The 15,471-nt window shown below is 48.5% G+C and carries 14 protein-coding genes; all 14 read left to right on the plus strand.

The genetic code is table 11. The features are described 5' to 3' along the window. Positions 1-263: 263 nt before the first annotated feature. The 14 genes from holA (at position 264) to DXB18_RS00070 (ending at position 15,458) form a co-directional block, all read left to right on the plus strand. The gene (gene holA / locus DXB18_RS00005; RefSeq protein WP_118705267.1) at positions 264-1,238 is read left to right on the plus strand and encodes a DNA polymerase III subunit delta; all 975 of its coding nucleotides are present in this window, start codon (positions 264-266) and stop codon (positions 1,236-1,238) included. Between the two features lie 10 nt (positions 1,239-1,248). Beyond that, entirely contained in the window at positions 1,249-1,416 is a 168-nt protein-coding gene (locus DXB18_RS16275; protein ID WP_207665743.1) for a hypothetical protein, read from the plus strand. Between the two features lie 360 nt (positions 1,417-1,776). After that, positions 1,777-2,652, plus strand: coding sequence for a prolipoprotein diacylglyceryl transferase (gene lgt / locus DXB18_RS00015; RefSeq protein ID WP_118543468.1), 876 nt, complete (start codon positions 1,777-1,779; stop codon positions 2,650-2,652). Between the two features lie 165 nt (positions 2,653-2,817). Next, positions 2,818-2,973 carry a Spo0E family sporulation regulatory protein-aspartic acid phosphatase gene (locus DXB18_RS00020; RefSeq protein ID WP_118543469.1) on the plus strand — a complete coding sequence of 52 codons (156 nt, stop codon included), beginning with the start codon at positions 2,818-2,820 and terminating at the stop codon, positions 2,971-2,973. A gap of 343 nt (positions 2,974-3,316) precedes the next feature. Continuing rightward, positions 3,317-3,742: a division/cell wall cluster transcriptional repressor MraZ gene (gene mraZ / locus DXB18_RS00025; RefSeq protein ID WP_118543470.1), complete on the plus strand. Its 426-nt coding sequence runs from the start codon at positions 3,317-3,319 to the stop codon at positions 3,740-3,742. Beyond that, a complete protein-coding gene (gene rsmH, locus DXB18_RS00030; RefSeq protein ID WP_118705269.1) occupies positions 3,743-4,678 on the plus strand; it encodes a 16S rRNA (cytosine(1402)-N(4))-methyltransferase RsmH in 936 nt (311 codons plus the stop codon). A 99-nt stretch (positions 4,679-4,777) separates the two neighbouring features. Beyond that, positions 4,778-5,251 carry a septum formation initiator family protein gene (locus DXB18_RS00035; RefSeq protein ID WP_243035334.1) on the plus strand — a complete coding sequence of 158 codons (474 nt, stop codon included), beginning with the start codon at positions 4,778-4,780 and terminating at the stop codon, positions 5,249-5,251. A 61-nt stretch (positions 5,252-5,312) separates the two neighbouring features. Then, a complete protein-coding gene (locus tag DXB18_RS00040; RefSeq protein ID WP_243103039.1) occupies positions 5,313-7,655 on the plus strand; it encodes a penicillin-binding transpeptidase domain-containing protein in 2,343 nt (780 codons plus the stop codon). 255 nt (positions 7,656-7,910) lie between these two features. After that, positions 7,911-9,587, plus strand: a complete 1,677-nt coding sequence (locus DXB18_RS00045; RefSeq protein ID WP_118705623.1) for a penicillin-binding transpeptidase domain-containing protein — start codon at positions 7,911-7,913, stop codon at positions 9,585-9,587. A 55-nt stretch (positions 9,588-9,642) separates the two neighbouring features. Then, a complete protein-coding gene (gene mraY / locus DXB18_RS00050) occupies positions 9,643-10,611 on the plus strand; it encodes a phospho-N-acetylmuramoyl-pentapeptide-transferase (RefSeq protein WP_118543474.1) in 969 nt (322 codons plus the stop codon). A gap of 29 nt (positions 10,612-10,640) precedes the next feature. Continuing rightward, a complete protein-coding gene (gene murD / locus DXB18_RS00055) occupies positions 10,641-11,996 on the plus strand; it encodes a UDP-N-acetylmuramoyl-L-alanine--D-glutamate ligase (protein WP_118705273.1) in 1,356 nt (451 codons plus the stop codon). 49 nt (positions 11,997-12,045) lie between these two features. Beyond that, positions 12,046-13,179 carry an FtsW/RodA/SpoVE family cell cycle protein gene (locus tag DXB18_RS00060; protein WP_118543476.1) on the plus strand — a complete coding sequence of 378 codons (1,134 nt, stop codon included), beginning with the start codon at positions 12,046-12,048 and terminating at the stop codon, positions 13,177-13,179. A gap of 174 nt (positions 13,180-13,353) precedes the next feature. Continuing rightward, a complete protein-coding gene (gene murA, locus DXB18_RS00065) occupies positions 13,354-14,628 on the plus strand; it encodes a UDP-N-acetylglucosamine 1-carboxyvinyltransferase (protein WP_243103041.1) in 1,275 nt (424 codons plus the stop codon). A gap of 104 nt (positions 14,629-14,732) precedes the next feature. Next, entirely contained in the window at positions 14,733-15,458 is a 726-nt protein-coding gene (locus DXB18_RS00070; RefSeq protein ID WP_118705277.1) for a cell division protein FtsQ/DivIB, read from the plus strand. Positions 15,459-15,471 lie beyond the last annotated feature (13 nt).

Consider the following 15,471-nt stretch of genomic DNA (forward strand, 5'->3'; position numbering starts at 1 on the left):
TGATATGCCCGTAACCGGGCTGAGCAGTACAAAAACAATAAAAGTAGCTGTGTAACCCATCAGGGTAGCAGTAAGGGTGTCATGGACGCACCCCTGAAACTACGGAGCTATACTTCGTAATCAGATGCTCGGTAATTCAATTGCCGATGTAGTTCACGCAGATTGTCTGTGAATTGCAGCCTTGTATCCGTTTTTACGCTGTGTTATGATACAAAGGAATTGCACCTTGGCGCGAACGAGAGAAAAGAAATGGAGAACGTTTCATGCAGGTATTGAATCAGGATATCAAAACAGGACAGTTTAAACAGATCTATCTTTTATATGGAGAAGAAGTTTTCTTAAAAAACAGCTACAAAAACCGCTTAAAAGAAGCCATCATCGGCGACGACACCATGAATTTTGCGCGGTTCGAAGGCAAAGGTCTCGATGTAGACGAGCTGATCCGTCTGGCAGATACCATGCCATTTTTTGCGGAGCGCCGTCTTATTCTCATCGAAGACAGCGGATTTTTCAAAAGTGCATCCGATGCCCTGGTGCAGTATCTTCCGTCCATGCCGGACACCACCATCTTGCTGTTTGTGGAGACTGAGGTGGATAAGCGCAACCGTCTTTACAAGAAAGTTAAGGACATGGGTTACGCCGCAGAACTAAACCGCCAGGACAGTGCTCAGTTAGCCAGATGGGCAGGCGGAATTCTGGCGAGGGAGCAGAAAAAGATCACCAACCGCACGATGGATTTATTTTTAAGCATGACCGGGGATGACATGGAAAACATCCGTATGGAACTGGAAAAGGTCATCAGCTATACGCTGGGGCGCGATGTCATCACCGATGAAGATGTCATGGCGGTCTGCACGGTGCAGGTCACAAACCGCATTTTCGACATGGTGGCAGCTATCGTAAACCGCCAGACCCGGAAAGCCATGGACCTCTACGAAGATCTCCTGACCTTAAAAGAACCGCCGATGCGTATTCTTTTTCTGATCGCGAGACAGTTTAACCAGCTGTTGCAGGTCAAAGAGCTGATGGCAAAGGGCATGGACAAGGGAACCATCGCATCGAAGCTCAAAATGCAGCCATTTGTGGTAGGAAAGGTCATGCCGCAGGCCAGACAGTTCAGTCGGGAGCAGATCCTTTCATACGTGGAATCCTGTGTGGAGACAGAAGAAGCAGTGAAGAGCGGACGGCTGCAGGATAGGCTCGCGGTGGAATTGCTGATTACGAAAGAATATAAATAAAATTATTGATTTGTTCGGAAGCGAAGCTGACTACGCGGATCCATTTGTGGAACAGCTTCAGAATTCCGTTCGCCGAATAAAAAACAGTCGAAAAATGGGGGAACGCTATATGATGTATAATCTGTACATGGAAGAATATGTCCGGGAACATGCGGATGAAATCCGGGAAGAGGCATGACAATATTTCGGCTCATATTTTATGAGCTGTTTTGCCAGACAGGCAAAATCTATTTGGATACGTATCTGAAAATCGAGGTCATATCGACTGGGTTTCAAAAAGTTACAGAGGAATTCTATAAAACAGTCGTAATAAAAAATAAATTAGCCAAATTTCCTTGCTTTTTTCTCTCTTTCCTTATACCATTATATCTGTGCGGCAATCTGGTATGACAGATGAAGAAAGACTTTTTGACTTCAACACCATATCATATATTAAAAAACAAGCTGTCGAACAAGGGCGAAATAAGTCGTACGAATTTATTTGCCTTTGCCCTTTATAGGCATTAAAATAGAGACAGCGTTGAAAGGAGAGCGGAAAATGAACGGAGCAGACATCCGTTTTGTACATCTCGGAATTACGATCGAGCATCTGAAAAACAGTATTTCAGTATTCGGATTCCGGATTGCGTTTTATGGCATCATCATCGGAATCGGAATGCTGGCGGGCATATGGATCGCCCAGTCAGATGCGAAAAGGAGGGGGCAGGATCCCGAATTATATCTGGACTTTGCTCTGTATGCAATTATATGTTCCATTATCGGTGCGAGAATTTACTACGTGGTTTTTGAGTGGGATTATTACAAAGAAAATTTACTTCAGATTTTTAACTTGCGTGCGGGAGGTCTTGCAATTTATGGTGGTGTGATCGCCGGAACCATCACCATGATCGTGTATACACGCGTGAAAAAAATGTCGTTTTTTTCCATGGCAGATACCGGGGTACTGGGACTGGTCACGGGACAGATCATTGGTCGGTGGGGAAATTTCTTTAACTGTGAGGCCTTTGGTGGCTATACAGACAGTCTGCTGGCTATGCGGATCAAACTTTCGCTGGTGAACGAAAATATGCTCAATGCAGATGTTTTAAGTCACAAGATCGTGGAAAATGGAGTGGAGTTCATTCAGGTACATCCGACGTTTCTTTATGAATCCTGTTGGAATCTGTGCCTGCTTCTGTTTATGCTCTGGTTCCGGAAAAAGAAACAGTACGATGGACAGATGCTCTGGATCTATCTGTGCGGTTATGGACTGGGACGTTTCTGGATTGAGAGTCTGCGGACGGATCAGCTGATCTTATTTGGAACCGGTTTTCCGGTTTCCCAGGCATTGTCCCTGGTGCTGATTCTAGTAGCAGCAGGCAACCTGATCTGGCACGGCAGAAACGATTCCTCGTCACATTTGCACAAACAGTAACAAAATTCTGCGGCCAGTCATCTGGAACATGGCAGAAAGAACATTGCAGAATCAGAATGAAAATCACAAATGCCGTAAAACATGTCACACATTGAACCGGATACAGCGGGAAAAGAGGCTTTTTGACCAGACAGCTGTGTTGCCGGATACCTGGAGGGAAAAGGCATGGAAATTTCCAAGGAGGAACTGGTGGTATGCATTGAACAGGCCAGAAAAAAACTGGACGGCAGTATTGAAAATGGAGAAGATTATCGCTATATTTATGAAAAGAGTGTAGAGCTTGACCGGCTGATCGAGATCTACATAGCCATGGAATACTGAAAAATAAAATTCCTGAACATTTGTTTCACAAACTTTACAGGGGAGATATTCACAAAAGACGGGTGGATATCTCCTCTTTTTTGCATTGCATATTGGAAATATGCCAATGGCATGACTTCCGCTTGTGGATTTCCTTGATTTTCCATTGCTTTTTTGTGAAAAAACCTTGCTATTTTCTTACGCATGTACTAAACTTATGTTACAAGTGGTGGAAAGTGGCACAAAGTGGTTCGGAATGGTACAAAAGTGTAGGACAAGGGTACGTTTTGCTTCCTGGGCACACATGCGTGAACAGGAACCATTTGGAGAATGTGCAGTGCAGGAACGAAGCAGGTGATTGAGTATGTTCATGGGTGAATACAATCATACAGTGGACGCGAAGGGCCGGTTAATTGTCCCTTCCAAATTCAGGGAACAGCTTGGAGACGAATTCGTGGTAACGAAAGGGCTCGATGGCTGTTTATTCGTCTATGAAAATACAGAGTGGAAAGCTCTGGAAGAAAAATTACATGCTCTGCCGCTCACCAATGCAAACGCACGAAAGTTTTCCCGCTTTTTCCTTGCGGGCGCTACCACCTGTGAAGTAGACAAACAGGGACGGATCTTACTTCCGGCCGTGTTAAGGGAATTTGCCAAGATCGAAAAGGACGCAGTGTTAGTCGGTGTAGGAAGCCGGATTGAGATCTGGAGCAGAGATAACTGGAATCAGTCGAATACCTACGACGATATGGAAGAAATTGCAGAGAATATGGAGGGTCTTGGAATTTAAATGGCATTTGAACACAAATCAGTATTATTATATGAAACGGTCGACAGTCTGAACATCAAACCGGACGGCATCTATGTGGACGGAACACTTGGCGGAGGCGGACATGCCCATGAGGTCTGCAGCCGTCTGGGAGAGCATGGACGTCTCATCGGCATCGATCAGGATGCGGATGCAATCGCGGCTGCATCCGAGCGTCTTTCTGAATTTCAGGATAAGGTCACGATTGTTCGAAGCAATTACGAAAACATTGCTTCCGTGCTTCATGATTTAGAAATTGAAAAAGTGGACGGCATTTATCTGGATCTTGGGGTTTCTTCCTATCAGCTTGATACAGCATCCAGAGGCTTTACCTACCGGGAGGACGCTCCGCTTGACATGCGTATGGATCAGCGGAATACCCAGACTGCAGCAGATATTGTAAATACCTACAGCGAAATGGAACTTTACCGTATTATCCGTGATTACGGCGAGGACCGCTTCGCGAAGAATATTGCCAAACATATTGTGCGGCAGCGTGAGGAAAAACCTTACGAGACGACCGGAGAGCTGATCGAGACCATCAAAGCAGCGATTCCGGCCAAGATCCGGGCTACGGGCGGACATCCGGCAAAACGGACGTTCCAGGCAATCCGGATTGAATTAAACCATGAGTTGGACGTATTAAACCGCTCGATTGATACGATGATTGATCTTTTGAATCCGGGAGGCCGTTTAAGCATCATTACGTTCCATTCACTGGAAGACCGGATCGTGAAAAAACGCTTCCGGGATAATGAAAACCCGTGCATCTGCCCGCCGGAATTTCCGGTATGCATGTGTGGCAGAAAGAGCAAAGGAAAGGTGATCACCCGAAAGCCGATCGTGCCGGGAGAAGAGGAACTGGAGTACAATAAGCGTTCGAAGAGTTCAAAACTCCGTGTATTTGAACGGGCATAAGACTGGTGCTGAAAAAGCAGCGGCACCGTGAAAATGTAAGATACAGAATCAGAAATATAAAAAGGGAATGTTACGTAAGAGGAAAAAGGAGGAATGAGTATGGCTTCGCACAGAGCAGCAAGAGAGGGCTATGTGTATGGAACTGCCGCCAGAAATGTGGCAGCAGAGAGGGAACGGACAAGAGAACGGAGAGTTGTGCAGTACCGCCAGAATATGAGCCATACTGTCAGAAGAAATCAGGAAAAGGCACTTCAGATGGATCTGCCTTACGTGATCATGCTGACACTGGCAGCAATCTGTACGCTGTATATCTGCGTAGGGTATCTGCATGTGCAGTCCTCCATGACCGCCAAGATCCACAACATTGAGGGACTGGAACAGGAACTGGAACAGCTCCGCTCCGAGAACGATGCCCTTCAGACCCGTATCAATACCGATATGGATCTGGACCATATTTACAAAGTTGCTACAGAGGAACTCGGCATGGTATATGCCAACCGTAATCAGGTGCTATTATATGATAAAACGGAAAGTGAGTATGTAAGACAATATGAGGACATCCCAAAACACTAATCAGCATTCACAGACGGGGGAAAAACGAAGATCCGGTGTGCGCCGGATCTTCACAACATATATGCAGGAAAAGCTGGCGGTCACGGTCATTGTGATTACGCTGGCTTTGTTTGCGTTAATCTATGTGTTGTATCACATCATGACGACAAAACAGGACAGCTACAACCAGATTGTGCTGTCCCAGCAGCAGTACGACAGCCGTGTGCTTCCGTACCGGCGGGGCGATATCGTGGACCGCAACGGTACCTATCTGGCAACGACAGAAAAGGTGTACAATCTGATCATCGACGCAAAACAGATCATGTCTGCGGAAGAGGACTATCTGGATGCGACCGTGACAGCGCTTGCAACGGTATTTGGCTATGATGAGACCGAGATGCGCAATCTGATCCGGGACAATTCCGCCAAGGCGTACCTGCGTTATGCCAGACAGCTTTCTTATGACCAGAAAGAGGCATTTGAACAGTACCAGTCCGATACAAACAAGGTCAATGCCAAGGCAGATTCCAAGGCCCGTGTGAAGGGCATCTGGTTTGAGGATGAGTTTAAACGAATCTATCCGTACAATTCCCTGGCCTGCAACGTAGTTGGTTTTGCTACCAGCGACGGAGGTTCGGGAAACGGCGGCATTGAGCAGTCCTACAACGATTCCCTGATTGGCACGAATGGCCGGGAATACGGTTATTTGAATGACGATTCCAACCTGGAACGAGTCATTAAGCCTGCGCAGAATGGAAACACAGTGGTTTCCAGTATCGATGTGAACATTCAGAATGCAGTAGAAAAGCGGATCAATGAATGGATGGCAGAGACAGGATCCGAGCATGTGGGCGTTGTGGTCATGAATCCGAATAACGGTGAAGTGCTTGCCATGGCGAATGACAGCATGTTTGACTTAAATAATCCGAGAAGTGCGGCAGACAGTTTCAGCGAAGATTCGCTTCGGGAACTTGGCTTAAAGGAGGCAATGCAGACCTATAACCGTCAGCACAAGAAGACCGATGGAAGCACCATCACGATCGAACAGGTGCCGGAGCATTTCTCGTCGGATGAGATCCGTTCCTACGGACTTCAGGTAGCGTGGAACCAGAAATGGCGTAACTACGATGTCAGTGATACCTATGAGCCAGGTTCTCCGTCGAAGATCTTTACCGTGGCAGCGGCGCTTGAGGAGGGAATTATTTCTCCGAACGATACTTTTTACTGCGATGGTTACCAGGAAGTGGCGGGACACCAGATCAAGTGTACCGCTTACAAAAAGGGCGGTCACGGCATGCTGACAGTTGCAGAGGCTTTGATGGTTTCCTGTAACGATGCCATGATGCAGATTGCAGCCAAGACAGGGGCGCAGACTTTCGCGCGTTATATGAGCTCGTTTGGATTCGGCGAAAAAACCGGGATTGACCTGCCGGGTGAGGCCGATGCAAAGGGTCTGGTGCGAAGTGCGGATCAGATGAACTCTGCAGACCTGGCAACCAACTCTTTTGGACAGAACTATAACTGTTCCATGATCCAGATGGCTGCAGCCTACTGTTCCGTGATCAATGGCGGTTCTTACTATGAGCCGCATGTCGTCAAACAGATCTTAAATGACCAGGGATCGGTTGTGAAGGAAGTAAAACCGAAGCTGGTGCGTGAGACGGTTTCCGAGTCGACCAGCAGCTTTATCAAAGATGCATTATTCCGCACGGTTTCTGAGGGAACCGGTAAAGCAGCGGCTGTAGAAGGCTATGAGATCGCTGGAAAGACCGGTACCGCAGAGAAAATCCCGCGTTCCGCAAAGAACTATCTGCTTTCTTTCTGTGGATTTGCACCGACGCATGATCCGCAGGTGCTGGTATATGTCACGATCGATACCCCGCATGTAGAAGATCAGGCGCACAGTTCTTACGCCAGCGGCGTATTTTCCAAGATCATGGGTGACATTCTTCCTTATTTGAATGTATTCCCGTCTGTAGATTTTGAGGCACAGCAGAGCGAGGCATCGACGCAGCTGCCGGAGGCAGAGGGCATTACCGACAATACGGGGGTAGTTCCGGAGACCGAGGCAGAGCCGAAGGTGTATGAGACAGAGGAATATGTAGAACCTGGAGCAGACTCCGACCTTCCGGAAGATGTGCCGGAGAGCAGCGCGGATGCTGGAAGCGGAGAGCGTGACGGCAGCGGTTACGTGACGCCGGTTCAGAATGTTCCAGAGTCTTCTGCTTCGGAAGAAAGTACAGAGAGTAGCAGTGCCAAGAGCAGTTCGGAGAGCAGCGCAGCAGAAAATTCTGGAAATACGGAATCCGGGCAGGAACAGGCAGGCAGTTCAGAGAGCACACAAAGCAGTGCGGCAGGAACGGCAGAGTCCTCTGCCGGGCAGGAGCGGGAAACCATGAGTGCCACTTCTGCTGCCGGGACGTAATGTTTTACCTGGCACGTATGCATGTACAGGAAAACATGATAATAGCAGGCATAAAATCATGCGGTGTTTTGCATGGAATGCCGGCTGATTTACGCATAGAACCTTTAAAATCTTCATAGGAATAGAATAATGACTGTTTAAGGAGCCGGCATGGGCGCGTATCCAATCTTGTTTACGCAGCATGAAAACAGAAATGCGTTTCTGACTCATCACCGGAGAAGGATAGCCGTCCTGTTTTTCCTGCTGTGTCTTTGCATGGCGGGACTGACAGGGCGGCTTGTGTTTCTTATGATATACCGGGCAGACCACTACAGTGAGATGGCAGAGGATCTGCATCAGAGAGAGCGGACCATTAAGGCAGCCAGAGGCAGGATCCTGGATACCAATGGAACGGTCATTGCGGCAAACCGGACGGTGTGTACCATTTCCGTGATCCATAATCAGGTGAAAGATGCAGAGCTGGTTATTCGGAGTTTATGCGAAAAACTGGGGATGGAGGAGGCGACGGTCCGGAAAAAGGTGGAAAAACGCAGTTCCCGTGAGATTATCCGGACCAATGTTGACAAAGAAACAGGCGATGCGATCCGGGAACTTCATCTGGATGGAGTAAAGGTGGATGAGGATTACAAACGCTATTATCCGTTTTCCAGCCTGGCATCCAAAGTTCTGGGATTTACCGGAGGAGACAACCAGGGAATCATCGGTCTTGAGGTCTTTTATGAGTCAGTTTTAAAAGGAACGAACGGTACGATCCTTACGATGGCCGATGCAGCGGGGGTGGAACTGGAAAATGCGTTTGAAGAGCGGAACGAGCCGGTGGCGGGAGCAGATCTGTACGTAAGTCTGGATGTGAATATCCAGCAGTATGCCCAGCAGGCGGCACGTCAGACTATGGAGCGAAAAGGCGCAAAAAAAGTATCGGTGATCGTGATGAATCCGCAGAATGGGGAAATTCTGGCAATGGTCAATGTTCCGGAATTTGATCTCAACGATCCGTTCACACTGAATACAGAAGAACCACCGGGCATTTCGGCGAAAGAAAAGCAGGAACTTTTAAATCAGATGTGGAGAAATCCGGCGATCAACGATACCTATGAACCTGGTTCTACGTTTAAGATCATTACGGCGGCTGCTGGGCTGGAGGCCGGTGTGGTGTCGCTGACAGACCAGTTTTCCTGCCCGGGATTTCGAATTGTGGAAGACCGGAAAATCCGCTGTCATAAGGTGGGCGGACACGGAGGCGAAACGTTTTTGCAGGGTGCCATGAATTCCTGCAACCCGGTTTTTATCGATGTGGGGCAGCGCCTTGGGATTGACCGTTACTGCCAGTATTTTGAACAGTTTGGTCTGCGCGAAAAAACGGGCATTGATCTTCCGGGTGAAGCATCCACGATCATGCATAAAAAAGAACATATGGGACTGGTGGAGCTGGCCACGGTTTCGTTCGGGCAGTCCTTTCAGATCACGCCCATCCAGCTGATCACTACAGCTGCTTCCACCATCAATGGAGGCAGGCGGGTGACACCGCATTTTGGCGTGAAGGCGGTGGCAGCGGATGAGAGCTTTGTTCACCGTTTTTCCTGGCCGGAGGGACGCCGGATCCTGTCGGAAGAGACCAGCAAAACCATGCGCTATGTGCTGGAACAGGTGGTAGCAGAGGGCAGCGGAAAGAAGGCAGCGGTGGCGGGCTTTCGCATTGGCGGTAAGACAGCAACTTCGGAAAAACTGCCGCGGAGCCTGAAAAAATATATTTCTTCGTTTGTCGGTTTTGCCCCCGCGGACGATCCGCAGGTCATTGCGCTGATCACGATCGATGAACCGCAGGGAATCTATTATGGAGGAACGATTGCGGCACCGGTCATTGCGGATCTGTTCCAGAATATCCTGCCGTATCTGGGAATTGTGCAGGAAACAGCCTTGCAAAGGAAATAGAAAAGACGTATACTAATAGATATGTCAAAATACATAGAAAACTTAGGAGAGTATCATGATTAACGAAACCATTCTTGCGATCATTATCGCATTTGCAGTCAGCGCGATCCTCTGTCCGATCGTAATCCCGTTTCTGCATAAGTTAAAATTCGGACAGCAGGTCCGCGATGACGGTCCACAGGCACATTTAAAGAAGCAGGGCACCCCGACGATGGGCGGACTGGTATTTTTAACCGCGGTGGTGATCACCTCTTTGCTGTACATCCGTGACTACCCGCGCATCATTCCGGTCTTATTTATGACTGTGGGGTTTGGTGTCATCGGTTTTCTGGATGACTACATCAAGATCGTCATGAAGCGTTCCGAGGGCTTAAATCCGGTCCAGAAGCTGATCGGCCAGTTTATCATCACCGGAATTTTTGTGTATTATCTGATGTGTTCCGGCGAAGTGGAGACATCCATGCTGGTGCCGTTTACCGGCGGCTTCGAACATGGCATTTATTTAAATTTAGGCTTTTTATTTATTCCGTTTGTCTTCTTTGTTGTGCTTGGAACGGACAACGGCGTAAACTTTACCGATGGTCTGGATGGCCTGTGCACCAGTGTGACCATTCTGGTTGCAACATTTCTGACCATCATTTCCATTGGGGAAAACAGCGGCATCAGCCCGATCACCGGAGCCGTAGTAGGAAGTCTTCTTGGCTTTCTGCTGTTTAACGTATATCCGGCCAAGGTCTTCATGGGCGACACCGGTTCCCTGGCTTTAGGCGGATTTGTGGCATCCAGCGCATTTATGATGCAGATGCCGTTATTCATTCCGATCATCGGTCTGATCTATCTGGTTGAAGTATTATCGGTTATCATGCAGGTATCTTACTTTAAGGCTACCCATGGAAAACGTATTTTCCGCATGGCGCCGATCCATCATCATTTTGAACTGGGCGGCTGGTCTGAGACCAGGGTGGTTGCAGTATTTTCGATTGTGACTGCACTGCTCTGCCTGGTGGCATACTTGGGAATATAACATCTTTGAAAGGACAGGAGGTATATGAGATGAGTCAGAAAGTATTGGTGGCAGGTACCGGAAAGAGCGGTATTGCAGCAGCAAAACTTCTTCTTGCCATGGGCGGCGAGGTTGTACTTTACGATGGCAACGACAAGCTGGATCCGGAGAAGATTAAGGAAAATTTTGAGGAAGATGCAAAGATCACGATCGTGCTGGGAGAACTGACCAGACCGGATCTTTTAGGCGTGGAGCTTTCTATTATCAGCCCGGGAATCCCGTTGGATGCGCCGTTTGTACCGGTACTGGATGAGGCGAAAATTCCGATCTGGAGTGAGATCCAGCTGGCATACCATGTGGCAAAGGGCAAACTGATCGCCATTACCGGAACCAATGGAAAAACCACGACCACAGCGCTGACCGGCGCCATTATGAAAACGTTCTTCGATGAGGTGTTTGTGGTCGGAAATATCGGTATCCCGTACACGGAAGTTGCTTTGGATACGACCGAGAAATCGGTTACGGTTGCAGAGGTTTCCAGCTTCCAGCTTGAGACCATCATGGATTTCCATCCGAATGTGAGCGCAATCTTAAACATTACGCCGGATCATTTAAACCGTCACGGAACCATGGAAAATTACATTGAAGTAAAAGAGCGTGTTGCAGTGAACCAGACCGAAGACGACTGCATCGTTTTAAACTACGACGATAAAGTACTGCGCGAGTTTGGCGAGAAGAAGGACTTAAAGCCGAAGGTTATCTTTTTCTCCAGCACACAGACCTTAAAAGACGGTATGTATCTGGACGGAGATACCATGATCTATGCGCATGACGGCAAGACTGAGGAAATCCTGAATGTAAAAACCGATATGCAGCTGTTAGGAAAGCATAATTATGAGAATGTTATGGCAGCAGTAGCCATGAGCATCCGCATGGGCGTGCCGATGGACTGCATCCGCAAAGCCGTAAAGGAGTTTCAGGCAGTGGAGCACCGGATTGAGTTTGTCCTGGAGCGTTCCGGGGTCCGTTATTATAACGATTCCAAGGGAACCAACCCGGATGCTGCCATTCAGGCAATCCGCGCGATGCCGGGTCCGACTGTTCTGATCGCTGGTGGTTATGACAAGCACAGCGAGTATGACGAGTGGATCGAGGAATTTGGCGATAAGGTAAAATATCTGGTTCTGATCGGTCAGACCCGCGACAAGATCGCAGAGTGTGCCAGAAGCCATGGCTTTACTGATATTATGTATGCAGAGGATATGGCAGAGGCTGTACGCGTCTGTGCCGCTTATGCCAATGCAGGGGACAATGTCCTCTTATCTCCGGCGTGCGCAAGCTGGGGTATGTTTGACAACTACGAGCAGCGCGGTGAGATTTTCAAGGAATGTGTAAGAAACCTCTAATTTAGGAAGGTCTTAAAACAGTTACAAGAAAACCTGTAGGAGGAGTGATATGGCAAAGAAGAACCGGCCGAAACGGTTTTATGATTACAGCCTGTTGTTCTGTATCATATTTTTGACGGTGTTTGGACTGGTCATGATTTACAGCGCCAGTTCTTACACAGCACAGCTCAAATATAACAATGCCGGTTTCTTTATGATGCGTCAGCTTAAGGTCGCAGCAGGCGGTCTGGTCCTGGCACTGTTGATTTCCAAACTGGATTACCATTGGTATGCAAAATTTTCCATGTTTGCGTATCTGTTATCCTATGTGCTGATGGTTGCGGTAACCCTGTTTGGGCGGGAAGTAAACGGTAAAAAGCGTTGGCTTGGTGTTGGCTCGCTGAGTTTCCAGCCGACGGAGTTTGTAAAAATTGCCCTGATCGTTTTTTTGGCGGTTCTCATCACCCGTATGGGATCCAGCGTCAATACCTGGAAAAATATGGCGAAGGTGATGGGACTTGCACTCCCGATCGCCGGAATTGTTGCAGCGAACAACTTAAGTTCCGGTATCATTATCATGGGAATCGCCTTTGTGATGCTGTTTGTGGCATGCAAAAAGCAGTGGCCTTTTTATGCCTGCGGTGCTATGGCACTTCTGGCGGTAGCTACGGCTGGTCCGCTTGCAATCTTTCTGGAAAAGATCAAGCTGCTGAAGCCATATCAGTTGAGCCGTATCCATGTATGGCTGTCCCCGGAAGCATACCCTATGGATGGCGGATATCAGGTGCTGCAGGGACTTTACGCCATTGGTTCCGGCGGATTGTTCGGCAAGGGACTTGGAGAGAGTATCCAGAAGATGGGATTTGTGCCGGAGGCACAGAATGATATGATCTTCTCCATTATCTGCGAAGAACTGGGACTTTTCGGGGCGGTATCGGTCATTCTCATCTTTTTGTTTATGATCTACCGGTTTATGCTGATCGCGAACAACGCACCGGATCTTCTGGGCGCTTTGATCGTAGTCGGGGTAATGGCGCATATTGCGATCCAGGTTATTTTAAATATCGCGGTAGTAACCAATACCATCCCGAACACCGGAATCACGCTGCCGTTCATCAGTTACGGAGGTACCTCCGTCTTGTTCCTTATGATGGAAATGGGAATGGTACTTGGTGTTTCAAACCAGATCCGGCTGGAACGGTAAGATGTTCTAAGGTTTCGCTGGCGGGCATGGATGCGTAATCTGGCAAACCAACGGGAATAACAGGAACGCAACATCCGAAAGGTACATAAGATAAAGCATAGAAATAGAATATGAAAAGCTGCCGGACCAGAGATCAAATGGCGGCAGTTTCGTGTTGCTTGTGTCTGGAAGATTATGTACAGGAGGGATCTGGGATTGTCTGTGCTGCGGATAGAAGGATTACACAGGCTGGAAGGAACGATAAAAATACAGGGTTCCAAGAACGGGGTGCTGCCGGTCATGGCAGCATCTCTTCTTCATAACGGAACCACGATACTGGAGCATGTCCCCAAAATACAGGATGTTTTCTGTATGTTGGGGATTTTGAACGCTTTGGGGGCAGATTGCCGGATGGAAGAAGACCGTCTGGTCATTTCAGCCGCTTCCCTGAGCGCTTCGCGTATACCGGAAGTATTGGCCGGGCAGATGCGCTCTTCGGTGATGCTGCTTGGACCTCTGCTTGTGCGGATGGGAAAGGTGGAAACCTGGCTTCCGGGTGGATGCCGCATTGGAAAACGACCGGTAGATCTGCATATCCGGGGACTGGAGGCACTTGGTGCTGTCGTGAACATGGAAGAAGACCGGATCCATGCGTTTGTGCCGGAAGGTGGCCTGTCTGGAACAACGGTTTCGCTTCCATACCCCAGTGTGGGGGCAACGGAAAATATTCTGATGGCAGCTGCCGGGGCGCAGGGAGAGACGGTTTTGACTGGCGCAGCCAGGGAGCCGGAGATTGAGATATTATGTGATTTTTTAAGAGCGCTTGGGATAAGCGTGGAAGGGGCAGGAAGTTCTGTCATTCGTTTACAGGGGAGGCGTGAACTTCAGAATGTGCGATTTGCTCTTCCCGGAGACCGGATCGTGGCAGGAACTTATGTGGGAGCCGTGCTGTGTGCAGGCGGCCGGGTCTTTCTGGAAAAGGCGCCAGTCCGTCACATGGGAAAAACTTTGTGGACCGCAAAACAGATGGGAGCGAAGCTGGAACCGGAGGAAGATGGAATCTGGATTTCCAGGAAAGAAAGAACAAAGCCCATTCATCTGGAGACAGGACCTTACCCGGAATTTCCAACCGATATGCAGTCGGTGATTCTGGCAGCAGCTTCTCTTGCGGACGGAACATCCTGGATCCGGGAGAATGTTTTTGAAAACCGGTTTTGCGCGGCAAAGGAATTGCGGAAATTTGGTGCACATATTATAATAGAAGACAAACTTGCAACCGTAACCGGTGCTGCCACGTTAAAAGGTGCCAGTGTGGAGGCAGAAGACCTGCGCGGGGGTGCTGCCCTGGTAGCGGCTGGTCTGGCGGCAGAGGGAGAAAGTTTTATTGACGGCTATCAGCATATCAGCCGCGGGTACGAGGATATCAGCCGGGATCTCGCCGGAGTGGGAGCCCGGATCCGCCTTTGCTGAATGGGAAACACCGGCAAAGGTTTGCTGCCGGACACGTACGCGTCCGCATGTTTAAGCACAGGTGCTTTGCCGGTGCCGTGGTCGGATAATAGGAGAAAAAACAGATGGAAAATGGATCAGGAAAGAAAAAGGTGATCCTGCTTGCGGCACTGCTTTTGCTGCTTGCATGTATGGCAGCTGTGTGCTCCATAAAAATTCGGGATATCACAGTAACAGGAAATGAAAAATACACAGAGGAACAGCTGGTAGATCTGGTTTTTCCGGATAACGTAAGCCGCAGCACGATATTTTGCTATCTGCGGGAGCATTTCGGAAAACATGAAAAGATCCCGTTCGTGGAAGATTACAAACTGGTATTAAAAGGGCTGACCAGGGCAGAACTTATTGTTTACGAGAAAAGTGTGGTGGGATATGTCTCTTACATGAGCAGTTATATGTATTTTGATAAGGACGGTATTATCGTGGAAAGCTCCAGCCAGAAGCTTCCCGGCGTTCCCTGGATCAACGGACTGAAGTTCGGTCATATCGTCCTTTATCAGAAATTGCCGGTGGAAAGTGAGTGGATTTTCCAGGAAATCCTGAATCTGACACAGATCCTCTCGATTTACGAACTGAGTGTGGACAAGATCCAGTACAATACCCTGGGTGAGGCTACCCTGTATATGGGAGACATCGAGGTGATCCTGGGAAGCAATGACGGTCTGAACGGAAAAATAGCAGAGCTTGGCGACATGCTCCCACAGCTGGAAGGCAGGAGCGGCACCTTGTATCTGGATAATTACGATGAAACCAAAACAAATCCGATGTATACATTCAAACCCAAAAACTAAAAAAAACGGTTGA

Origin of the sequence: Clostridium sp. OM02-18AC, assembly GCF_003481825.1 — a bacterium.
GTDB lineage: Bacteria > Bacillota > Clostridia > Lachnospirales > Lachnospiraceae > Brotaphodocola.